General features: G+C 48.1%; 14 protein-coding genes. 2 read left to right on the top strand and 12 right to left on the bottom strand.

What is annotated here, in order from left to right; translation table 11 throughout:
* Positions 1-32: 32 nt before the first annotated feature.
* The 6 genes from FSB75_RS00445 to FSB75_RS00420 form a co-directional block, all read right to left on the bottom strand.
* Positions 33-3,191 (bottom strand): glycoside hydrolase family 2 TIM barrel-domain containing protein, encoded by a 3,159-nt coding sequence (locus tag FSB75_RS00445; protein ID WP_227990728.1) that lies wholly within the window; start codon positions 3,189-3,191, stop codon positions 33-35.
* Between the two features lie 3 nt (positions 3,192-3,194).
* Positions 3,195-4,265 carry a phosphotransferase enzyme family protein gene (locus FSB75_RS00440; RefSeq protein WP_146781343.1) on the bottom strand — a complete coding sequence of 357 codons (1,071 nt, stop codon included), beginning with the start codon at positions 4,263-4,265 and terminating at the stop codon, positions 3,195-3,197.
* Positions 4,266-4,281: 16 nt separating this feature from the next.
* Complete coding sequence (locus FSB75_RS00435; RefSeq protein WP_146781341.1) at positions 4,282-5,640, bottom strand: Gfo/Idh/MocA family protein; 1,359 nt, start codon at positions 5,638-5,640, stop codon at positions 4,282-4,284.
* Positions 5,641-5,801: 161 nt separating this feature from the next.
* Positions 5,802-6,836, bottom strand: a complete 1,035-nt coding sequence (locus tag FSB75_RS00430; protein ID WP_146781339.1) for a LacI family DNA-binding transcriptional regulator — start codon at positions 6,834-6,836, stop codon at positions 5,802-5,804.
* 144 nt (positions 6,837-6,980) lie between these two features.
* The gene (locus tag FSB75_RS00425; protein ID WP_146781337.1) at positions 6,981-8,105 is read right to left on the bottom strand and encodes a formylglycine-generating enzyme family protein; all 1,125 of its coding nucleotides are present in this window, start codon (positions 8,103-8,105) and stop codon (positions 6,981-6,983) included.
* Positions 8,106-8,153: 48 nt separating this feature from the next.
* Complete coding sequence (locus FSB75_RS00420) at positions 8,154-8,813, bottom strand: carbohydrate-binding family 9-like protein (protein ID WP_227990726.1); 660 nt, start codon at positions 8,811-8,813, stop codon at positions 8,154-8,156.
* Positions 8,814-9,158: 345 nt separating this feature from the next.
* Here FSB75_RS00420 and FSB75_RS00415 point away from each other — a divergent pair, with 345 nt between their 5' ends.
* Positions 9,159-10,463, top strand: a complete 1,305-nt coding sequence (locus FSB75_RS00415; protein ID WP_146781335.1) for a sugar MFS transporter — start codon at positions 9,159-9,161, stop codon at positions 10,461-10,463.
* A gap of 5 nt (positions 10,464-10,468) precedes the next feature.
* On the opposite strand, the gene FSB75_RS00410 is transcribed toward FSB75_RS00415, so the two are convergent.
* Complete coding sequence (locus FSB75_RS00410; protein ID WP_146781333.1) at positions 10,469-11,983, bottom strand: glycoside hydrolase family 32 protein; 1,515 nt, start codon at positions 11,981-11,983, stop codon at positions 10,469-10,471.
* Positions 11,984-12,025: 42 nt separating this feature from the next.
* Positions 12,026-13,468 carry a sugar porter family MFS transporter gene (locus tag FSB75_RS00405; protein ID WP_146781331.1) on the bottom strand — a complete coding sequence of 481 codons (1,443 nt, stop codon included), beginning with the start codon at positions 13,466-13,468 and terminating at the stop codon, positions 12,026-12,028.
* Between the two features lie 162 nt (positions 13,469-13,630).
* Between FSB75_RS00405 and FSB75_RS00400 the strand changes: the two genes are divergently transcribed.
* Positions 13,631-15,076, top strand: coding sequence for a phytoene desaturase family protein (locus tag FSB75_RS00400; protein ID WP_146781329.1), 1,446 nt, complete (start codon positions 13,631-13,633; stop codon positions 15,074-15,076).
* A 40-nt stretch (positions 15,077-15,116) separates the two neighbouring features.
* On the opposite strand, the gene FSB75_RS00395 is transcribed toward FSB75_RS00400, so the two are convergent.
* The 4 genes from FSB75_RS00395 to FSB75_RS00380 all read right to left on the bottom strand — a co-directional run bounded on the left by FSB75_RS00395 (position 15,117) and on the right by FSB75_RS00380 (position 23,512).
* Positions 15,117-16,811 (bottom strand): lipase maturation factor family protein, encoded by a 1,695-nt coding sequence (locus FSB75_RS00395; RefSeq protein WP_227990725.1) that lies wholly within the window; start codon positions 16,809-16,811, stop codon positions 15,117-15,119.
* Positions 16,757-17,974, bottom strand: coding sequence for a nucleoside hydrolase-like domain-containing protein (locus FSB75_RS00390; protein ID WP_227990724.1), 1,218 nt, complete (start codon positions 17,972-17,974; stop codon positions 16,757-16,759). Before FSB75_RS00390 ends, FSB75_RS00395 begins: the two co-directional genes overlap by 55 nt.
* A gap of 205 nt (positions 17,975-18,179) precedes the next feature.
* Complete coding sequence (locus FSB75_RS00385; RefSeq protein WP_146781327.1) at positions 18,180-20,219, bottom strand: RagB/SusD family nutrient uptake outer membrane protein; 2,040 nt, start codon at positions 20,217-20,219, stop codon at positions 18,180-18,182.
* A gap of 17 nt (positions 20,220-20,236) precedes the next feature.
* Positions 20,237-23,512: a SusC/RagA family TonB-linked outer membrane protein gene (locus tag FSB75_RS00380; RefSeq protein WP_227990723.1), complete on the bottom strand. Its 3,276-nt coding sequence runs from the start codon at positions 23,510-23,512 to the stop codon at positions 20,237-20,239.
* Between the last annotated feature and the right edge of the window lie 4 nt (positions 23,513-23,516).

Raw genomic sequence — 23,516 nt, 5'->3', positions numbered from 1 at the left:
AGAGTTTTATCCAACAGAAGAATCTACCTCTTCTACTTCAGCGGCACAATCCAGTAACTGTATTGCTGGTTTTTATACGGAATGCGATACTGTTCCAGTGGCCACGAGCCCCAACTATCCATTCCCTGCAAGCCGGTTTGCTGCAGGTCAACGTGCAGGTAAATTGTATCACGTTTGGTCAGCTCACCGGAGTGGTATTGCTTTTTGTCGGCTTCGGGGTCAAGGTCATCAAGACTGTAAGGCAGTGCCGAAACATTCAATAAACTACCTGCAAAAACGATCTTAAACCCTTTGCCTTTTTTATCAGTGAATGCAGCCCACCGCACGTCGCTTTTATTGCCGCTTTCCTGCGGACGAGCATAGGAAAAATATTGTTCGTCAATGGTTTGTTTGTAGAGTCCCACCAGCGACGCCGATTTTCGGTCCCAGTAATTTTCCCAGGGGCCGCGGCCGTACCATTGGATGTTGCCGTATAACTTCACTGCCTGCAGATCAGTTCCCATGCGCATCAGCAAGGGATATTTTCCTTTAATGGCCAAAAGGCTTACGTCAACCTTGACCGTGCCATCACCGAACAGCGTAAATGTTTGCTTTGTTTCCGCATCGCCATTCAAAAGGCTTTTACGGAAAACAAGTTCACAGGTCCCGTCTTCTTTTTGCGATGCTTTTGCTTCCAATATTTTTCCTTGCTCATAAGCATTGCGCCACATGCGCAGCGATTTGTTGAAGCCGGCGCCAATGTCGTTATCGGTTGGCGCACGCCAGAAAGAAGGTTGCGGGCCTTTAACCAGAAGGGTTTTTCCGTTGATTGCATAACGTGTCATCGTTCCCGATGCCGCGTCGAAAACGGCCGTAAAATTTTTACCGCTGATGACGTATTGATTGTTGGCGTTCGACAATTTCAAGCCGTTTCCTTTACTGGCTGCAAACAACGCGTTCGATAGTTGTTCGCTTAAAGCAAACTGCTCGTAAGCAATCTCGTAGCCTTTCTCTAAAAAAGGCTCGGCCTCTTTTAGCGTGTAACGAACATTAATAAAATATTCTTTTCCGGCTTTGTGTTTTGTTTTCACCGGCAGCAAAAGCGTTGCGTTCTGTTGCGGTGCAAGACGCAGGTTTTTCTCCTCTCCTTTCTCTATCAATCTTCCGTCTTCTATTACTTCCCAATTCAATTGTACGTTGCTTAAATCTTTAAAGAAATAACCGTTGCTGATGGTGAGTTCGTTGCCGGCCAGTTTTGATTTGATGTGTTGGTAAACTTTTTTTACTTCCACCGCCATTGGCGTTAACCGGCGGTAAGCGGTTACCACACCTTTCACACAAAAATTGTTGTCGCTGATGTTTTGCGGAACCGGACCTTCCAGCGGAAAATCGCCGCCGTAAGCCATGATGCGCCTTCCGTTCTTCACGGTGTCAATGGCCTGGTCTATCCACTCCCAGATAAAGCCGCCCTGCAGATTGGGCGAGCTTTCAATCACGTCCCAGTACTCTTTAAAATTTCCCAAACTGTTTCCCATGATGTGTGCGTATTCGCTCATGACGAGAAGCCGTTCGGGCTTGCTGCCGGCGTAACGTTTCAGCCAGGCCGGGCTGGGATATTGCGGCACAATCATGTCGGTATTGTAATCCCATTCGGCCCTTTCGTACTGAACCGGCCGGATGTCTTGCTTTTTCAGCCAATCGTAAGCTTCGTAAAAGCTGGAGCCGTTACCGGCTTCGTTGCCAAGCGACCAGGTAACAACTGCTGGGTGATTTTTGTCGCGTTCGTACATGCGTTCAATGCGCTGCAAATGTGCGTTGCACCATTCGGGTTTGTTGGCCAGCGTCACGCCAAGGTTGTACCCAACGCCGTGCGATTCGATGTTGGCTTCGTCCACCACATACAAGCCGTATTCGTCGCAGAGTTCCATCCAATAAGGGTCGGGCGGGTAATGCGAATGGCGCACGGCGTTTACGTTCAGCTTCTTCATCATCTCCATGTCTTTGCGCATGTCTTCTTTTGTAAGCGTATGACCTTGCTGCGGATCGTGCTCGTGCCGGTTTACGCCTTTTAAAAACACACGCTTTCCGTTCACCAAAAAATTGTTGTCTTTTATTTCGATGGAGCGAAAGCCCACACGTGTTGGAATCACTTCCAGCACGTCGCCGTTCTTGTCTTTCAGTGTGAGGTAAAGCGTGTAGAGATAAGGAACCTCCGCCGACCAGGTGTGAACGTTGGGCAGTTTAGCAGAGAAAGACAAAGCCGCTTTGTAATTGCCCAAAACATTTTGCAGGCCTTCGCTTTCCTTTTGCAAAACGGTTTTGCCGCTTTCGTCTTTTAATTCGATGGCAACGGAAAAGGTATCGGGTTTGCTGTGATAGGCGTTTTTATCAATCCGGTAGTTGTTTACTTCTGCCTGAACGGTGAGTAACCCGTTTGCGTAATTGTCGGTCAGCGTACTGCTGATTTTAAAATCGCGAACGTCAAGCTTTGGCGTTGAATACAAATACACGTCGCGTTCGATGCCCGAAAGCCGCCACATGTCCTGGCATTCGAGATAGCTGCCGTCGCTCCAGCGGTACACTTGCAGCGCAACGAGGTTTTCACCCGGGTTCACGTATTTGGTGATGTCGAACTCCGCCGCCAGTTTGCTGTCTTCGCTGTAACCTACTTTTTGTCCGTTCACCCAAATAAAGAAGGCAGATTTTACGGCGCCGAGATGAATGAAAACCTGTCTTCCGTCCCAGTCTTTCGGCAGCGTAAATTTCTTGCGGTAAGAACCCACGGGGTTGTTGTCCACGGGAATGTCAAACGGCGGGTTGAGTTGTGCGCCGCGTTTGGCGTGGCCTGCAAATTCATATGGCTGGTTTACGTAAATGGGCAAGCCGTAACCATTCAGTTCCCAGTTTGCGGGAACGCTAAAATCCTTCCACGAAGCGTCGTTGAAATCCTTTTTGTAAAAATCCTGCGGCCTTTGTCTCGGGTCTTGCACCCAGTTGAATTTCCAGGTTCCGTTCAACGATAAAAAATACGCAGACTTTTCCTTTTCGCGGTCTTCGGCAAGCCTGGTGTTTTCAAACGCAAACGCACTGGCCCGCATGGGCATGCGGTTAACGGAAACAATTTCCGGCGTTTGCAATTCGGTAGGCAGATCTTGTGCGTGCAAGAAATGAACGCAGGCAACTGCGCAAAAAAGCGGGAACATCTTCTTCATGAATTAGAAAGATTGAACGGGTACATCGCCGGCAAGATGAGAAATGCTTTTGTTCAACACTTCCTGCTTTGCTAACAGCCGCTCAAGGAGCGTCAACTGGTTTTTTGCCCGGATATAATTATGTCCTTCGTAGGCCGCACCGTAATACACGTCGTTGTTCAGGTGATCGGTCAGAAAGCGCAGCGCCTGCATGTAAATCATAAAAGTGCCGGCGTAAAAAAAGCCTTGCTTCTCTTCGTTTGTCAGTTCGTCTTTCATCTCGGCGTAATAACCTTCCACCACGGCTTTGTAAACCTCTTCGCGTACGTCAATTTTTTCAAAATCACTTTCTTCTTCACTCACCGGCGAAAGGTAAGTGCGCATCATGTCGCCCACGTCGGAAATGAAATAACCCGGCATCACCGTGTCCAGGTCAATCACGCAAAGGCCTTTGTCCTTTTCGTCGAACAAGACGTTGCTGATCTTGGTGTCGTGGTGCGTGACCCGCAGTTTGAAAGAGGGATTGAGTAGTATGTTGTCGTACACCGTTACAATGTCCGCGTGGCTTTTCAAAGCGTTGATGAGTGACGCCGATTCTGAGATCCGTTGCCGGTTGCCTTTTTGAAGCGAAGCCAAAAACTGGCCGTAGCGCAAGCGCAGGTCGTGAAAATGCGGAAGGGTGATGTGCAGCTTGCCCACGTCGAAGCCAGAAAGCAGCCGCGTGAACTTTCCAAACTGCCGGGCAGCTTCGAAGGCCTGCTGGGGACTGCCGGCAACGTCCTTTGAGTGCGAACCGCTAACAAAAGGAAAGAGGCGGTAGTAAGCGCCGTCTACGCAAAGCAGCTCTTCGCCGGTGGCGGCGGCAATGGACCTTGTAAAAAGGTAAGCGGGATGATGTTTCGCCAGGTAGTTTCCGATTTCTTCAAGGTTGGTGGCAATGTGCTGCGGCTGCTGAAAAACGTTTTGGTTCACCCGTTGCAAAACGTATTGTTCATTGCCTGCCGTTACTTTCCAGGTACGGTTAATCAGCCCGTTGCCAAGCGGCTCGACGGTATCTGGCGTTAAACCATACGCTGCTAAAATTTTTTCAACCATCTTTTGGCGTTCCTCTTTAATATTCATCGTTAAGGGCAAACACAGGCTTGCGGTACATCCATTGTCCCGAGGTAAAATCAGGAAATTCTACGGTCTGGTGCCCTAACTCAATGGACTGCTCGCTCAACGGTGTAATAACGCTCCACGCAGCCGCATCGTAAACATCCATGGGCGTAGGCTGTTTGCGTTTGATGCTTTCCACGAAGGAATGAATCACAAAAAAGTCCATGCCGCCGTGTCCCGCGCCGGCAGTTTCCTTGCTCCAACGTTGCCACAAGGGATGATCGTATTTGTCAAACCAGGTTTGCGCATTGTCCCACTGATCGTTCTTCGCCGATTTTTCCTGTATGTAAATGCTTTTGTTTACATCCATCCACAAACCTTCCGTACCCTGTACCCGAAAGCCGAGCGAATAAGGCCGCGGAAGATTGGTGTCGTGCTGCAATAAAATGGTTTCGCCGTTGGCACAGTTAAGCTGCGTGGTCACAATATCGCCCAGGGCAAAACGCACCTTGGCGTTGGGATGATTTTCGCCGCCGACTTTTACAATGTGATTGTGCAGGCCTCTTGACTTTGTAGAGAAGGAGCAAAGCGAAAGAAAACGGTTGCCGCGGTTAACGTTGATGTAATGCGCAACGGGCCCGATGCCGTGCGTTGGGTACAGGTCGCCGTTGCGATGCACCGAATGATTGGTGCGCCAGTGCGCTTCGGAATAACCCTTCTCGCCAAACTCCACGCCGTGGCCGTAGGTGTGCACGCCGTCGTTAAACTTCACTTCGCGCAAGTCGTGCTGGTAGCCTCCCTGCAGATGAATGAGTTCGCCGAACAAACCTTGCCGCACCATGTTGAGCACCGCCATCACGTCTCTGCGATAGCAAACGTTTTCCAACATCATCACATTGGCGTTGTACCTCTCGGCAGCTTTCACCACGTCCCAATGATCCTGCAACGTAATGCCGAGAATTACCTCGGTAGCCACGTATTTCAAACCGGCTTCCAGCGCACCCATCACCATCGGCTTGTGCCACTCCCACGGCGTGGCTATTACAACGCCGTCGAGCTTTTCCTTTTCCAGCATCTTCTTCCAGGCATCCACGTCGCCGGTATAAACCTTCGGCATCTTTTTGCCGCTCTTTGTAATGAGTTCTTTGGTGCCGTTGAGTGCCCGCTCTTCTACCTCGCAAATGGCCACAAGGTCCACGTCGTCCCGTCGTAAAAGAAGATCGACGTGACCGCTGCCGCGTGCCCCTGTGCCAATGACAGCAATCTTCACTTTGGCATCGGCCTCGGTTCTGGCAAACAAGTTTGCCGAAGGCAACACAGCAAGACCTGCGGCGGTCAGTCCCGTGTTTTTGATAAATTCTTTTCTGTTCATACGCGTGATTGAATTTTAAAAATAGGCGCTTGTACAAGAGAAAAGCCGCGCAACCGTTTGCACATCTTCCTTCATCAAACGTCGCATGAAAACAACTTTTCCCTTGCAGAAACTCGTGCGGAAGGCAAGAACAAGAATGCAAAGAACCAAAGCGGAGCGGCTCAATATACGGCCGCCTGGTGCAGCACAAGAGTGGCCGGAATTTCTTCTTTGTGCACGGCCTCGTTTTCGTGCGCATCGGTAGCTTTTCCGTTCAACAACCGGATCATGATCTCCATGGCTTTTTCGCCCTGACCGTAAGGATATTGCTCAACGGAAACCAATGGCGGATGCGCCGTGTAATTGGTGATGGGAAGGTTGGCGTAACTGGCAAAAACAATCTCTTTGTTGACCAGGATATTTTGCTGCGCGGCGTATTGTACCGCGTCCATGTGCACGTATTCGTTAAACGTAATGATGGCCTGTGGCCGGTTTTTTTGCGAGAGCAAACTTTTCATAGCGGCATACGTTCCTTCTTTCGACAAGTCTGTTTTCTCCACCAGTTGCATGTCCACTTTCAACTTTCTTCGCGAATGCCCTTCGATGTAGCCATTCAGCCGTTCTTTGCTGGCGCTTAGTTTATCGGGACCGTTTATCAGAGCTATGCGCTTGTAACCGCGGCTGAGCAGCCAGTTGATCATTTCTACCGTTCCTTTATACAAATTGCAAAAGACTTTATTGGCTTTTTCAAACGGCGGCACGCGGTCGAAGTAAACGACGGGAATGTTGTATTTCTCCAACTGCCGCAGGTGCTCGTATTGATTGGTTTCTTTTGAGAGAGAGATTAGCAAGCCGTCAACGCGTTGTTTGCGCATGGCATTCACTACGGACTTTTCCCGCTCCACGTCGTCGTAACTCTGCCCGAACAGAATGGTGTAATTGGATTCCATGGCAGCTGCTTCGATGCCGCTGATGGCCTGCGAGAAAAACTCTTCCCGAATGAAAGGCAGCACAACGCCCACGACAAAAGACTTTTGCTGCTTAAAAGAAATGGCCTTTGCATTGGGTTCGTATCCGAGTTCTTTGGCCAATTGCTGTACTTGCGTTTTGGTGCGCAGACCAATCCGCGGATGATCGCTTAAGGCCCGCGAGACGGTGGATACCGAAACGTTCAGTCGCTTCGCAATTTCTTTAATCGTCGGCAGTTTGTTGTCCATAATGCAAGCTTTGAGATTTATTGCGGCTGTCAGCTATCAGAAGTCAGCTATCGGCAATTGAAAAAGATTCTAATCAAAACCGACGAGGAAGCGAATTGCCGTTTATAACAAAACAGATAGCCGATAGCTGGCTTCTGATTTCCCTCATTTCTTCTTTACGTCCTTTACGCAACGGAATCCGGTATGTTCTAAACCCGTGTCGGGTGTGCTTTTCATGCGTCGTGCCACACGGTAGCCGCTGCAATACGCGTCGTTGCAAAGAAAAGAGCCACCGCGGAGCGAACGTTTTTGCGCCTGCGGCTCATCGGGGTCGTAGCTTTTTTCAGGCCCTTTCGGGTTGACGGTCGTTTTACCTGCCAATGATTTATAGTAATTGTAATCGTACCAATCACTACACCACTCCCACACGTTGCCCGCCATGTCATACAGCCCATAACCATTGGGAGAAAAGCTTTTCACCGGCGCAGCCGTTACATAGCCGTCTTTCTTTTCGTTGAAATAGGGAAACTTTCCTTCCCAGCTATTTGCCTTTGGTTTTCCTGAATTCACGTGTTCGTTTCCCCAGGGATATATATTGTTTGTTAATCCGCCTCTTGCGGCAAACTCCCATTCGGCCTCGGTCGGCAAGCGTTTGCCCGCCCATTTGCAATAGGCTGTTGCATCGTCCCAGCTTACCTGTACAACGGGTAAATTTTCTTTGCCCTTGACGTTGCTTTGCGGCCCTTCCGGATGCTTCCAATCCGCGCCTTTTGTCCAGCGCCACCACTGCGAATAATCATTCAAATCAACCGGTCCGCTGCTTTGATGAAAAACAAGCGAGGCCGCCTGCAAAACACTATCGGGTGGTTTCGGTGTGCCGGGCGGAAGTGTTTTTTTTAATTCGTCCCAATCGGGTTTGCGTTCGGCAGTAGTGATATAGCCGGTGGCGTCTACAAACTTTTTAAACTGCGCATTAGTGACTTCAGTCGCATCCATATAAAAAGAGGAGACGGTAACGGTATGTTTGGGATATTCATCCGGGGAAGCCTGGTTATTGTCACCGCCCATTTCAAAGGTTCCGGCGGGAATGAGTACCATTCCGCTATGCGAGGTGTCATTGGAAGCCGAAACGTTTTGCATCGCACTATCATTGCTGCCAAAGCGGGAAGGCACCCGCATACAGGAATGAGCGGACGAATCGGTTGATTGCGCCGGTTTTACCTGCGCCGATTGGCAGGAAGAAAAAAAGATGGCGAGGCCGTACGATAAACCAAAGAAAATCCGATTCATAAAAACCTTTTAACGTCCGTGCAGGTAAATTCATTTCATCACGGACAATCATTCAAACAGCAAGGTTCCGAAAAATTCCGGCAAATGAAAGTTTGGGCTTTCGCTTTCAATATTTGACCAGGCAAGGTAATGCGGTTGCGGAAGCGCATCGCCGCATTTGTAAAAATTGGCGCCGCCCTGTTTTCCATGCAGCGACGATAAAGAATGAAAGGCGAAGGCTTCAAAGGGAAGAACAACCGTCAACGTCCAATTAATGGCACCATTCTCTTTTTGAAGAACCGTGTGGCAACGCAAGTTTTGCAGGACGTGCTCCGACAGCAATTCGCGGTTGTTTCTATCGGGTCCGAAACCTGCCAGCACAGTGCCGATGCAGTTGAATTCAAAATTGTAATAAGCTTTGTCGTTATCGAAGCGAATAAAAAATTCCACGCAACTGTCTTCGTACACCGGGCCGTTAATTTTTCCCGTTGCTGCCCTAACGATGCTTTCTTTTACCACATATTGCAGGTAGAGATTTTTGTCGCCGTAGGCAATCGAAAACGCTACGTCAGCGCTGGCTGTGTAGCCCGGCCAGGGTGCAAACGACAACGGGTGTTTTTCCGCATTGCGCAAAATATTTGCGATTGCATTCAGGTCGTCGCTTTCATTAATCACTCGCTGAAAACCGACTCGCAATTGTTTCTGATTCGTTGTGAACTCCTTCATCATTTGTAAAAGGTGGTCCGGCAAATTACAACAATCGCCTTCGTTTAACGGGCCGTCGTTAGAAAAGAAAAGGCCGCTGTGGAAACAACAGCCCGGGTTTTTATGCTGCTACATGAGAATTAAAAATCTGAACATCCGGGAGCGTCCCGGAACTTCCATCCAGTGAGGCTTGCGGTGCAGCTCTGCGGCGGCGGTGGTGAGAAAACCTTCTGCCGCTGAAACCCAAACTTAGACGAATACCGAGTAGAAGGCTTGTGCAAACGATTGTGCAAATTGCAAATTGTGCAAACGATTGTTCACTGCCCACACGGTGCTCTTCGTTATTTTCAGCACCGCAAATTGCGCTTTATGAACAAGACTCCCACCAACCGTTACGCCATCGTTATCATCGGTATTTTGTTTTTTGTCTTTGGCTTCGTTACCTGGCTGAACGGAACGCTGATTCCGTTTTTGAAAATCGCCTGTCAATTGGATAATGACGTGCAAGCTTTTTTTGTAACGTTTGCTTTTTACATGGCTTATTTTTTCCTGGCCATTCCTTCTTCGTTTCTGCTGAAGAAAACCGGTTTTAAAAACGGCATGGCCTGGGGACTTTGCGTGATGGCAATCGGTTCGCTGGTCTTTGTTCCGGCGGCCAACGCAAGAAGCTTTTCTTTGTTTTTAACGGGATTGTTTATTCAAGGCGCAGGCCTTGCGCTGTTGCAAACCGCCAGCAATCCGTACATCAGCATCGTAGGCCCCATTGAAAGTGCGGCCAAGCGAATCAGCATCATGGGCATCTGCAACAAAGTGGCCGGCATTTTAAGCCCGCTGATTTTGGGAACACTTGTCTTGAAGAACAGCAACCAACTCACGGAGAAACTTTCGACCGTTAGCGATGCCGCAACAAAAAACGCATTGCTCAATGAAATGGCTGGCCGCGTCATCCTTCCTTACCTCGTAATGGCCGCTGTGCTTTTGTTGCTGGCATTGATGATTCGGAAATCGTCGCTGCCCGAAATTGACATGGAAGGAGAAGACGAAAGCAAGGCTGCGTTAAACACACAAAAGCAAAGTGTGTTTCAGTATCCACACTTGCTGCTCGGCGTGCTTTGCCTTTTTTTGTACGTTGGCGTAGAAGTAATGGCCGGTGATGCCATTGGCACGTACGGCAAAGAATTGGGCATGCCGTTAACGCAAACGCGTTACTTTACTTCCTTCACCTTGCTTGCTATGTTGTTGGGTTACATCATCGGCATTTTCACCATTCCAAAATACGTTTCGCAACAAAAGGCATTGTCAATTTCGGCCGTTTCGGGAATTGTCTTTGCCACCGGCGCATTCTTAAGCCAGGGCTATCTTGCCATTACGTTCATTGCTTTGTTGGGATTGTCCAATGCACTGATGTGGCCCGCTATTTTTCCGCTTGCCATTAATGGCCTGGGGCGTTTTACCAAGATCGGTTCGGCCTTGCTGGTGATGGGCATTGCCGGCGGTGCGTTGATGCCTTTACTTTACACAAGTCTAAAAGACAAGGCGCACATTTCCAACCATACGTCCTTTTTTGTTTGCGTGCTGCCCTCCTACGTTTACATTCTTTACTATGCGCTGCGCGGACACAAAGCGGGAATAAAATCACCGCAAAAGCAGAAACTTCAATTGGAAGCCGTTTAGAAAAATCATCGTCCTGCTTTTAGTTTCGCATACGACAAAGAAGTCAACGCAAAACTGCCGGTTGATTGCAGGTTGACGTGCGAATAATCTTCATCGGGAAAAAAGATTTCCGTCATCACGGTAAGGCCGTTATCGGCAAACAGTTCTACCGACGCAACGTCAATGACCAGCGTGAGGTTTAATTCATCTTTCGTTGACAACCGCCGCGCAAGATGTTTTGCCGCAAAACTTTTTTCAAACGAAACCTTGCCCGAGGCTGTGCGGTCAATGTAATATTGATTCGATACCTTGTCGTAGCCAATCACCACTTTCTGTCCTTTGTCGTTTAAAAGTGTGATGGAAAAGCTTTCCGCTTTTGCTGCGTTCAGGTCCAGTCGCGCCGCGCCGCTCAGTTTCATGTTCGCAATGCGCTTGTCGTTTGCATCAACGTTTTGAAACACCAGCGGCTTCTCCGCAATTGCGGACAATTCATCAACCGGCTTTGAGGCAAGGAAATATTTGTCGCCAACTTTTTCAAGGCGAATATCACGGGGTATCGTCATGGCGCTGCGCCAGGTTTTTGTTGGCACTACCTGCGCATATTGCCAGTTGCTCATCCACCCCAAAAAGATCTTGCGATCACCGGTGTTCGACCAGGTAACGCCGGCGTATTCATCCGGGCCGTAGTCTGCCCACCTTGTATCGGTCTGATAAGGCTTGAACGCATGGCCGTCAAAGCTTCCGACAAAATATTGCGTGGCCGAACCGCCGTTTGGTCCGCCGGGATTAAGGTTCACCAGCAGTACCCAATGCTTTTTTCCTTCATAATTCAAAGGAAAAAGATCGGGGCATTCCCACACGCCGCCGTGCGCACCAACGTTAGCACCAAACTCGCTTTCCTTCGTCCAGCTTTTTAAATCAGGTGATGAATAAAACGTGATGCGGTCTTTTGTGGCAAGCGTCATGATCCACTTCTTTACATCATCGTTCCAACTCACTTTGGGGTCGCGAAAATCTTTGATACCGGGATTTTTTAGAACGGGGTTACCGGCATATTTCGTCCATGTTTTGCCGGCGTCAAAACTGAAAGCAATGCTTTGATTTTGAAAATCCGTTTTTCCTTGCTTCTCTCCTTTTGGATCGTGCTGCGTGAAGACGGCTACAAGCGGCGCTTTGCCGTCTTTTCCAAAACCCGATGTGTTGGCCGCATCCACCACGGCACTGCCGGAAAAAATATAACCAAGGCTGTCGGGATACAAGGCAACGGGCTGATGCTCCCAATGAAGCAAATCTTTGCTTGTTGCGTGGCCCCAGTGCATCGGGCCCCACACGGTGCTGTCGGGATAATACTGGTAAAACAAATGATAAGTTCCGTTCAGATAAACCATGCCGTTCGGGTCGTTCATCCAGGCTTTTTGCGGTGTGAAATGAATCAACGGACGGTACTGTTCACGCTCAACGGCGGAACGCTCTGCACCCTTCCTTGCATCACCGCAAGCAAGAAGCAAAATCATCAACGTAAAAGACAAACAATCTTTCATTCTGATTGCAATAAAAAACATCGAACATTTCATTCAGCCTTCTCATTCCTTTACCAGCCGCCTTTCCAAATCTTCCAACGACACACCTTTTGTCTCGGGCACTTTTGTCAGCACCCAAACCAATTGCAAGGCCATCATAAAGGCAAAGAAGGCGAAGATGGGCCAGGGATTGTTTTTGAAAATGCCGTTGTCTCTGTCCAAAAACACCGGCGTAATCAAGGTGATGATGGCTGCAAAAACCCAATGCACGCTGGCGCCAAAAGATTGTCCCATTGCCCGCACTTTGTTCGGAAAAATTTCGGAGATAAAAACCCAAATTACCGCGCCTTGACCAATGGCGTGTGCGGCAATGAACAACAGCAAAAACGTCATCAACAACGCGGCGCTTGCGTGCGAAGCAAAGCACCAGGCCACGGCTGCAAGACTGGCAATGTAGCCAAGCGAACCAATGAGCAGCAAGGTTTTTCGCCCGAGTTTATCAATGAGGTACAAACCCACAAACGTGAAAAGGAGATTTGTTCCGCCGATGGCAATGGAATTGAACAACGAGTCTTTTGCCGCAAGGCCCGCACGTTCTAAAATTTCCGGTGCGTAATAAAGAATAAAGTTGATGCCCGACCATTGGTTGAAGAAGGCAACCATAAAAGCCAGCCACATAATGGTGCGGTATTTTGGGCTCAGAAGCGAAGGCGTGTTTCTGTTGTTTGTTCCGTTCAAAACAGAACCGTCGTCCCCGGCTGTTTCGTGCCGATAGCTTTTAATGATGGACGCTACCTCTTCGTCAACGTTGACGATACCGAGCTTCGCTAAAATTTGTTTCGACGTGTTTACGTCGTTGCGGTTGGTGATGAGCCAGCGCGGACTTTCGGGAACGCCAACCACCATCACCGAGTAAACGAGCGAAGGCACAGCCAATGCGCCAAGCATCCAGCGCCAGTCGTTGGCGCCGCCAACGCCCTGCAAAAAATAATTGGAAAGAAAGGCGATTAAAATTCCAAACACAATGTTGAACTGGTATAAGGCCACAAGCTTTCCGCGGTTGGCCGGTGTGGAAATTTCGGAAATATAAGTGGGTGCGGCAACGGAAGAAACACCGATGCCCAATCCGCCAACAAAGCGAAAGAAAGAAAAGATGTAAGGACCGGGCGCCAGTGCCGTTCCCACCGCCGAAAGGCTGAACAAAATGCCGATCCATACGAGCACTTTTTTACGCCCCCATTTTTGCGTGGGAAGTCCGCCAAAGATGGCGCCGATGACCGTGCCCCACAAAGCCATGGACATGATAAAAAAACCGTGAAACCACGGCGAAGTGTGCCAAAGGTTTTTGATGGGCAGATTGGCGCCGGAAATTACCACCGTATCAAAGCCAAAAATAAACCCGGCCAGGGCTGCTGTAAGCGAAATGCGCAGTACATAGCCCGATGTTTTTGCCGGTGGTGTATTTTGCAAAATTTGTTGTGCCGGTTTATCCGTTTCAATGAACATGTTGGTTGGTTTAAGAAGAATCAAATAGCGGCTTCGCGTTTAACGCTTTTATTTCACCCAAAAATTAGCGCAAAGTTTTGAGCTTTGCCGCTAAATCTTTCGGCAGATGATTCTCATAACGTCCGCATACGCCGCGGTCTTTACAGACACTAAAAAAATTGCATGACGAAGAGAGATTACGATGCTATAGTAGTCGGCTCGGGACCAAACGGTTTGGCTGCCGCAATAACGCTTCAACGGGCAGGCTTGTCCGTGTTGTTGGTAGAAGCGAAAGAAACCGTTGGCGGCGGCCTGCGTTCAGCCCAACTGACTTTGCCGGGTTTTGTTCACGATGTTTGTTCTGCCATTCATCCCTTAGCCGTTGCTTCGCCTTTTTTCAAGACTTTGCCACTGGTCGAACATGGATTGAAATTTATTCTTCCGGGCCTTGCCGCTGCCCATCCGTTTGATGATGGCGATGCAGCCGCTTTGTATTCCTCTGTTGAACAAACAGCACAATCGTTTGGTGATGATGAACACACTTATACCTCACTCATGAAGCGGTTGGTGAAAGACTGGCCGCACATTGCAGCAGATGTATTAAGTCCGCCGCGCATTCCCAGGCATCCCCTTGAAATGGCCTTCTTTGGTTTGAAAGCATTGATGCCGGCAGCGCATTTGGCAAAACGGTTTCACACAAAAAAAGCAAAAGGACTGTGGGCGGGAATGGCAGCACATTCAATGCAACCCTTGTCAAACCTTGCGACGTCAGCCATTGGATTGGTCTTGATGCTTGCAGGGCACACAGACGGCTGGCCCATTCCAAAGGGCGGATCAAGCGCCATTGCCAATGCACTGGCTTCCTATTTTCAATCCATCGGTGGCCGCATCGAAACGAATTTTCATGTGCGTTCGCTTCAGCAGTTGCCTTCTGCTCGTGCTGTCTTATTTGATGTAACGCCAAAGCAATTGTTGCAAATTGCCGGACATGAATTTTCAAGCTTTTATCAATGGCAGTTGAAACGTTACCGCTACGGAATGGGCGTGTTTAAAATTGATTGGGCGTTGGATGATGCCATTCCGTTTACCGCAACGGAATGCCGTAAAGCAGGCACGGTTCATTTGGGAAATACATGGGAAGAAACAGTAGCGGCTGAGCAAGCAACCGCAAACGGAAAACATCCCCAAAAGCCTTTTGTTTTGCTGGCGCAACAAAGTCTATTCGATGCGTCTCGAGCACCGAAAGGCAAGCACACTGCCTGGGCTTATTGCCACGTACCCAACGGTTCAACCGTTGACATGACGGAAGCAATAGAGAAACAGATAGAACGCTTTGCACCCGGTTTTCGCGAACGAATATTAGCAAAGCATGTGATGAATACAAAACAGATGGAGACTTACAATTCAAATTACATTGGCGGCGATATCAACGGCGGCGCCTTTGATATTGACCAATTGTTTACACGGCCCGCTTTGCGGTTATCACCCTACAAAACTTCGGCAAAAGGAATTTATCTCTGTTCTTCTTCCACACCGCCCGGTGGCGGCGTACACGGCATGTGTGGCTACCACGCCGCAAAGCGGGCATTGAAAGATGTTTTCCAGTTGAAAGCAGAAGCGTTGCATTAAAAACAAAAATTGACAAAGACTCTTTCGCGTCTCAAACACATCACCTTATCCATCCGCCGCCTTTTAAATAATCAATAAGGATTTGATCATCGGCCGACATAGCCGGAAGCCAGATGCTGATGCGTTCACGGTTCCACCAAAGGCCTTGTGCATTGCCGGGTTTTGCAAACCAATAACGATAAAGCACGGCACGGACATACTTTGGTGGTTTGCCCGGAAAAGGATTGCCCGCAAAAAGGCTTAACACACCCGCATCGTTTTGAAGAAGTTTCCAAAGAAGAAAGGTCGTCCACGGGTATTGTTCCGGCGACGACATCGAAGCAAACCACATTTGCCAATCGAGCCTTAACTGGTAAGGCGCTATTTGCGGCGGTTGCTTGTCAAGCAATACGGGTAAACCTTTGTAGAGATAAGGCTTCCAGGCCGCTTTGTCTGTTGAATCGTTGTCTGTTGTTCCTTCAAACACCACATTCAAACGCTCTTTGCCCACGCTACCAAAAGCGCCGTAGGTATTTACTAAATCCAAAGGATCGAAGGACGTGTTCATGATTTGTTTTGGCGAAAGCATATTGACAACTGGCGCTACGCTCAAAAACAAAACAACGATGACCACTACTTGCGCGGTCGTTCGCATTGGGCGGGATTCTTTTGCATTGGCCGCGGCAAAACTTGCTTTGCGAACAATCCATTTTGGAAGAATCCGTGACCAAAAGCCATCATCAAAACAAGCGAGTGCGGGAATGGCGGTGAGCCAATTTAAAAAAGAAAGGTTGCCGCTGAGGATTAAGTTTACCTGGAACAAAACAACGATGACGCCTGCAATGTGCCGGGCAAGCCGTGGCCCGAAAACAAAAAGCGGTGCCGCTATCTCGGCCAGCCAATTGAACCACACGCCAATTTTTAAAGCAGCATGCGGAAGAAAATGAAACCAGCGGCTCAACGGGCCAGGAATGGGTTGTGTTTCGAAATGGTAATAAAGCGCCGTCGCGTTGCGCCATATTTCGTCGCCGCGGAGTTTGATCAATCCCGCACCAAACATGATGCGAAAGACGAGCCAACGATACAAAATAAGGATCAGAAATGGCGGTGCGCATTTTGGGAACGGACGCATGTCAAGCATGGGACAAAGAAAGATAGATAGAAAGCCGGTTTCGGTGAGTTGAATCTCCCAACCGTAGCCGTACCAGTCTTGTCCCACGTGAACAAAAGACATGTACAGGAACCAAAGCACGACCATTACCGGAACGTTGGCAAAGCCTGCAACAACTATACAAGAAAGAAGAAAGCCCAACCAGGCAACAATTAAGAGTGCTGCGTCGGAATGCCAAAACCAAAAAAGCGAAGGCAGCCGAAAAAAGCCAGCGCTGTCCGAGCCCAAAGCATTGCCGATTTGCTTTAAATACAAGCCAACGGGCAAGAGCCCGTTAGCGCCAATTAAAGGGATAATTTGATTAATGACGACAAGAAAAGCAACTGCATACACGAACCCCAGCAAGCGAAGAATAACAAAACGGGTAAGCCAGTAGGTTGGCTTGGCGGGCACTGCTTCAAAACCCTCGCCGTTTGTATTTTCCGCTTTCATTTTTTTGCGTCGAAGAGAAAATTTTACCGTTTGTCCACAACCAGCTTTGCAATAGTTGCCCAACTTTTGCAAATCCTTTTTGTTGTTGCCCGTCTTCGTCACCGAAGCCAGTTCCAGCGTTTGGCCCAATCCAGCAGGACATCGCTGCGCCATTTCAGGACGGTTTTACCGCCTTGCCATATATCGTCGTACAATTCGGGGTTTGGCCTGTCCGTGTACCAGTTTGCACCCAATTTATAGTTGGTTTTGCGAGGCTTTCCCGGCCAACTATTATCAACTACAAAGGCTCCGTTTTGTTCCTCAAATCCCCTGATACTTGATGTGACCTTGTAGGTTAAGGTTTCTGTACGTTTTGGCGAGTATCTTACAACATAATTACCATCTCCAAGATAAAAACCATCCCACTTCTGTTCGCCTATTTCAGACTTCACCGCCATTGTAAGGCACGCCGAATCAGGGGGTATTTTCACAACAGGGCCTTTAAACCGAAATTCAACAATGGAAAAGACAGTCACCGTATCATGAAGTGATGCATTGCGGTTAAAAATCAATCGCGGACTTTGCCAGAACTTCACGTAACTGCCGCCCCAGCTTTCTCTCGCCGGATCATTGGGATTGCCGTCCATCATGTAAAGCAACGACGGCGTGTCGCCCATCTTCAGGTTGCCTTTGTAGCGGTTATTTTTATACTCTTTCCCCAAGTAGCCGGCTTCCTTAATGTAGTTCTTGTAATAATTTTTATTGCTTAAACTATCGGGGACGTTGTCGGAAAAAAATCCGTAATAGGACGCATTGGATTCAATAAACCAAAGGCTCGGGAAGTTTTCGGCAATGTAAGCGTAACTGTTGGCGCTCCACTTTTTATTGGGTCCGCCGATCCAAAAGACTTTTATTTTCTTTTGAATCCGGGGCTTGTCGTGCAAGGCTTGCGCCAAATCGTCGAGTCCGCCCCAAACCAAAATCCACAACGGCCTCTCGCTTTGTTTCAGCGCACATTTAACAATCCAGTCCGACCCTTCTGTTGCCGTAGAATAGCCCTTGAACGGCGCAGCGCCGTGTCGTCCCTGTTTGACCACCGAACGCAAATAGGCAGGCGTTGCAAATCCCTGTTTGTGTGCTTTCAGTTTGGGCAGGTCATTTTCGTAAAGGTCTATGGTGCGCAGTATTTCTTCTTTGTTTCCCTCTCCATAAGACGGCGAGGAAACCAACCCTTCAATGTCAAAGCGTTCGTTGTACATGAGCAAGTGTATCATTGATTGATTGTCATCAGGGTCGGTGCCGCCAATGTCGGTGCTCACCAGAATACGTGGCTTCACGGGCACGGGCTTCTGCGCTGTTAATGTAAGCGAACTACACAGAGTACAGAAGAGAAAAATCAGTTTATTCACGATACTTAATTGGGTTTTTATACAAAGTGAGAATGCGACAAAAGAAACACAGAGTTGACCCTGTGTTTCTAATTCACCGACTGCTTTTTGAGAGACAATTACTTTACAGATTGTATTGAATGATTGAATGACTTTATTGCTTTGGTAGTCCGTAACCATTGGAAACTTTTCCATTCGACTTGCTGATTGTCTCCGATGGAATCGGCCAATAATACCTGGGCGGATCGCCGGCCGATGTTATTCCGGAAAGAATGTTTCTATCATAGCTGGCAGCGTTATTTACAATATCAACACCCCAATTGGTTTTGACGTACCCTTGACTTTGTAACGTTGTTGCTTCTGCACTCGTTGGATTGATATAGCGGAACAAACCCTGGATGGCTACGTTGTGATTGGTGCCGTTTACTTTTGGACCGTTTGCAATTTTACTATAATCGTATTGCCCTCTCCATCCAGGATAAAGGGCGGGATTGGTAGAATCAGAAACATCATACGTTAACGGGTTGGTGAGATTAACCAGCTTTGTCCACACATAAGCAGGAATCACGTTGCCGTTGGAAAAGGCGTGATATCCCTGCGTCTTGATGTCGTTAATCATGGTTGTCATTTCCTGGCGCACGGCTACTGCCTTTTCAGAAAATTTACCGGAGCGGATCAAATCCCAACGGCGTGTTCCTTCCCCAGCCAGTTCGAGCTTGCGCTCCTGCAACACAGCGTCTTTTAATGCATCACCCGACAGTGCACCTATATCGTGACTTGCATTGCCAAAAGCCCTTTCGCGAATTTGATTCACCAAAGCCACCGCGTCGCTTTCTCCCAATTCAGCTTTCACTTCGGCCAGCATTAAGATAACATCAGCCATTCTCAAAACCGGCCAGTTCATACCCGAATTTCTTTGCGACGCAACGTATGGTGGACTCATGCGGTTCTCGTCCCATTTGTTTGTTGAAATGCCGCCGGTTGATTTATTTCCGGGCACAAACGAGAGCATCTTTTCATTTCCGTCTCCGTTGCTGCCCGTAACGGTTACGCTGGGATCTCTTCGTTTATCGCCTTTCTCGTATTCGCCGTAATAAAAAGTTGGAATGATGCGAAGCGCACCGAAGGTTTTGGCAGGAGCCGCGTTGGTACTACCGCCATCAGATGGCCGGCCAAAAGCATAAGGGTATTCGCTCGTGGTGACTTGTTGCCCGCCTTGAATATTGCCCACTTCAAACAATGACTCGGGACTCACTTGCAAATCGGCGAAATATTGGAAATGCCGTTGAAAAGGATTGTTTGCGTAAGACCTTCCATCCGATGTGATTAACGTAGACGATCCTTTGTTATCAATTGCCGCCTGCAGGTACTGCTTGGCAATCTTGTAATAGTTTAGATAGTCGGTACGCCGCGCATAAACACAGCTAAATTGTTCGGACCCTTTTTTAGTAAACTGTACATTTCCGTACAAACCTGCTATATCGGTTCGAATGGTTTGATAACCGCCGGAAAAAAGCGCTATCTCTCCAATCAAGGCATCACAAAAAGTTCTTGAAAACCGTTCGGCCGTTATTCCGCCTTGACCTAATTTATACATAAGTGGCTCTACACCTTTCAAAGAAGCGATTAGGTTATCGTAAATCTCGAACCGTGAGTTTAAAGAATAATCTGTCACGTATTCGTTTTCATAACCGTAAGGCACATCGCCAAAGTGCTTAACCAAATTGAAATAGCAAAACGCTTTCATGGTGATGGCTTCACCATACAACTGCGTCCATGCCGTAGCGCTACCTGACGCAGCATCGGTTTTGTAAACGTCTTTTTGAGAAATCAGATTCGCTATTTTATCCGCACGGGCAAGCGTTGTGTAAAGGGCATTGAACCCGCCCGACACGGCATTGATGGGCAAGAGATCAGACCGCAAAATGGCGTTCATGTTGTTGCTGGAAGCTTCTTCCGGATACATTTCCGCATCCGAGCCAACGGGGTCGTTCCACCGGTACGTTCCCATGATGCAGTTTTGGCGATAATTGGCATAACACCAGGAAAGTGTTTTGAACGTTTCCGAAGGTGTGGAAGTAACAAATTGATCATCCACATTGGACGGCGAGGTTACCGTCAGAAAATCTTTTTTGCATTGCGTAAACGTGATACACAACGCAATTGCTGCTATATAATTTATGAACCGTTTCATAACCGTGTTTTTAATTGTTAGAAGCTAACGTTTAGACCGACAACATAAGAGCGAGGACGCGGGTACGTTCCAAAATCAAAGCCCGTGGTTGGATAGGTTGCGTTGTTGTGCGACGGATCGGTATTTACTTCAGGATCAAGTCCTGAATATTTGGTGATCGTGAATACATTGTAAACGCTACCGTATATACGAAGGTTTGAAATTTTTACTTTCGCCAGTATAGACTTTGGTAACGTATATCCCAAATTCAACGTGTTCAGGCGCAGATAAGAGCCGTCTTCAATACCCAAAGTTGATGTAACGCCTACCTCATTATAAGCGAGAGGCAAGGTAGCATTCGCGTTGGCAGCGTTTAATTGATCCGGTGTCGTTAGCCTTACCAATTGTCCGTTGACAACGTCGTAAATTTTATAAGCGTCCTTCATAATGGCCAATTTGTTTTCATAAACGCCTGCCTCTTTTGGACCATATAGAGTAGCCAGTTTATTCGCGTTGTAAATCTGGTTGCCTACACTCCAGTTGAAGTAAAGTCCGAAGTCAATGTTTTTAAACGATGCACCAAGATTGAAACCACCCGTATGCTTTGGGTTCATGTTACCAATCACCGAAACATCATTTTCGTCTATTTTACCATCGCCGTTCAAATCTTTAAACTTCGGAAGTCCTGGATAAGCATACTGCGTAGAAGGTTTATCGGTGGCACCTATCCCGTGCACAACGCCGATGAAATTGCCAAGATCAGACACACCTTTTTTTAACGTGTACAAACCGTTGTTGTAGTCAAAATCAGCCGGCGTATAAAGACCATCGTAAGTTAATCCCCGAACCAATCCAACAGGCTTGCCTTCGAGCAAAACATAATCTGACGCCGGATACGATTGGCTGCCTGACCAACTTGCTGAGTAAAGCCCTGTCACGTTGGGCGCAAGTTTGTCAACGTTGCTTTTGTTGAAATTAATATTGCCGCCTGCGGTTATTTTCCAATCCTTGTTTTCGAAAATGGTTCCGGAAAGCGAAAGCTCTACGCCTTTGTTGCTTGTTTGTCCAATGTTGGAATAAATCAAAGGGTATCCGCTGACGGGTGGGTTGCTCGTCAACATCAACAGATCTTTCGTTGTGTTCCAGTAAACGTCAACGGTTCCCGACAATCGGAATTTAAACAAGGTAAAATCAGTTCCTACGTTTCGTGTGATTGTCGTTTCCCATTTCAGGTTTGGATTGGCCAATGTTTGAGAAGCCAGGTCATAAGCAGACTGACGCTGGTGGTTGATCGCATATTGGAATCGTTGATCTGATACGGAGCCCCACAATTGTGTCCACGAACTGGAAGGGATACGATCGTTACCCACTGCACCATAAGAGGCGCGGAGCTTTAAATCATTTAACCATTTGACATCTTTCAGGAAAGACTCTTCAGACATTCTCCACGCAATTGCACCGGCCGGAAAATAGCCCCACTGGTGCGCAGGTGTGAACCTTGATGAACCATCTGCACGGAATGTGGCTGTAAGCAGGTACCGGTCGAGGAAAGAATAGTTTGCTCTGCCGAAATACGAAAGAAGACGATCCGGCGTACTGACAGAGGAAGAAAATGTGGCCGAACCATTCGTTTGATCGTACTGGTTGATCTGCGCAAAGGCGGTTTCTTCGGTAAAGTTTGCAGGAAAATGATTTGCTTGTATGGCAATGCCGGTTCCACCCGAATTGGCAACTTCTTGTCCTGCCAAAAGATTGAGATGGTGATTCGTGCCAACACTCAAAGCATAGTTCAATGTATTCGTCCAACGCAATCCCCACGCATCATTCTTGCGGTAATCAACCGCTCCCGCATAAAGCTTCGTGTTGGTGGCATCGTCAAGGTAGTTGTTGTACGTTGCTCCCGACCAATGTTTCTGTTGTGACCACGACCGGCTTAAAAAGAAATCGGTATGATAGGTTACGTCTTTAATGATTTTCCAGTCCAGCGACGCAATTCCGCGCATTGATTGACTTAAGGAAAGCGGATCGTAATCACTGATGCGGGCAACAGGACTGTGCGTGTCCCACATCACGTTTGTCCCGTACTGTTGAATGTTTCCTGTTCGAAGCGCATTCAAGTCACCCAAAATATGCGCGGTAGAAATTGGACGGAATTCATACGCCGTCGAGAGCAAAGAGCCGAACCCGTTTGTGGTTCCTTCGTCGCCTTTGTTCTGAATATCCGTGTAACGCGTATCCAGGTTGAACGTAAGATTGTCGAAGAGCTTTTGGCTTAGTTTAAAAGCTACGTTTCCGCGTTTAAAAAAGGAATTGATCTTCATTCCCTGTTCATCCGAATAGCTTGTCGAAAACAGAATTTTTGTTTTATCTGTTCCTCCCGTTATCGTCAGGTCGTGATTGGAAGAAGTAGAGCTATGATAGACTTGTTTTTGAATATCATCCGAGGCAAGGTTCCGGTAACTTTCAATGCCACCGGTATTGATTGTTGTAAAAGCGCCAATACCATACAACTGTTCAAACGGTGTCCGATAAGCCGTTCCGTTTGCAGCGGCATTAGCCCATACGTACTTCAAGTAATCGTAGGGACTAAGCGCTTTTAAATATTTCGCCGGCGTATTGAATTTTACATAGCCGTTATACGTGATCGTTGTTTTGCCTGCCTGCGCACCTTTTGTTGTTACAAGAACAACGCCGTTCGCTCCACGGGCACCGTAAATAGCCGTAGAGGAAGCGTCTTTCAGTACGTCAATACTTTTTACCTGATCCGGCGGGACGTCACTCAATGAACCGGGAACGCCATCAATCAAGATTAGCGGCTGATTGCTTTGCGATATCGAGCCACCGCCTCGCACACGAATCGAAACATCGGCACCCGGGCGACCGTCCTGCGATACGACGTTTACGCCTGCCAGTTTTCCTTGCATGGCTTGCGCAATGTTGGGCACCGGAGTCGCCGCGATGGATTTTCCATTGACCGAAGCGACGGCGCCGGTCAAGTCTTTTCTTCTTGTTGTTCCGTATCCTACTACAACCACTTCATCCAATTTGGACGTGCTTTCTTTCAGCGTATAGTTGATATTGGTTTGGTTTTGCACCGGCACCTCGTGTGTCTCGTAACCCGCATAAGAAAACTGGAGCACGTCGCTGCTTCTTGCACTGATGGTGTACTCACCGGCCGCATTGGTTTGGGTTCCTTTGCCGGCACCTTTCACCGTTACGTTTACACCGGCAAGAGGGGTGTTGGTTCTGCCATCGGTAATGACACCTTTTATAGTGTTTTGTGCAAACAAAGTTGTGGGTAGAATGATGAGCATTGCC

Source organism: Flavisolibacter ginsenosidimutans (assembly GCF_007970805.1).
Taxonomy (GTDB): domain Bacteria; phylum Bacteroidota; class Bacteroidia; order Chitinophagales; family Chitinophagaceae; genus Flavisolibacter; species Flavisolibacter ginsenosidimutans.
The sequence above is the reverse complement of the archived record's forward strand: the minus strand, read 5'-3'. Positions and strand labels throughout refer to the sequence as shown.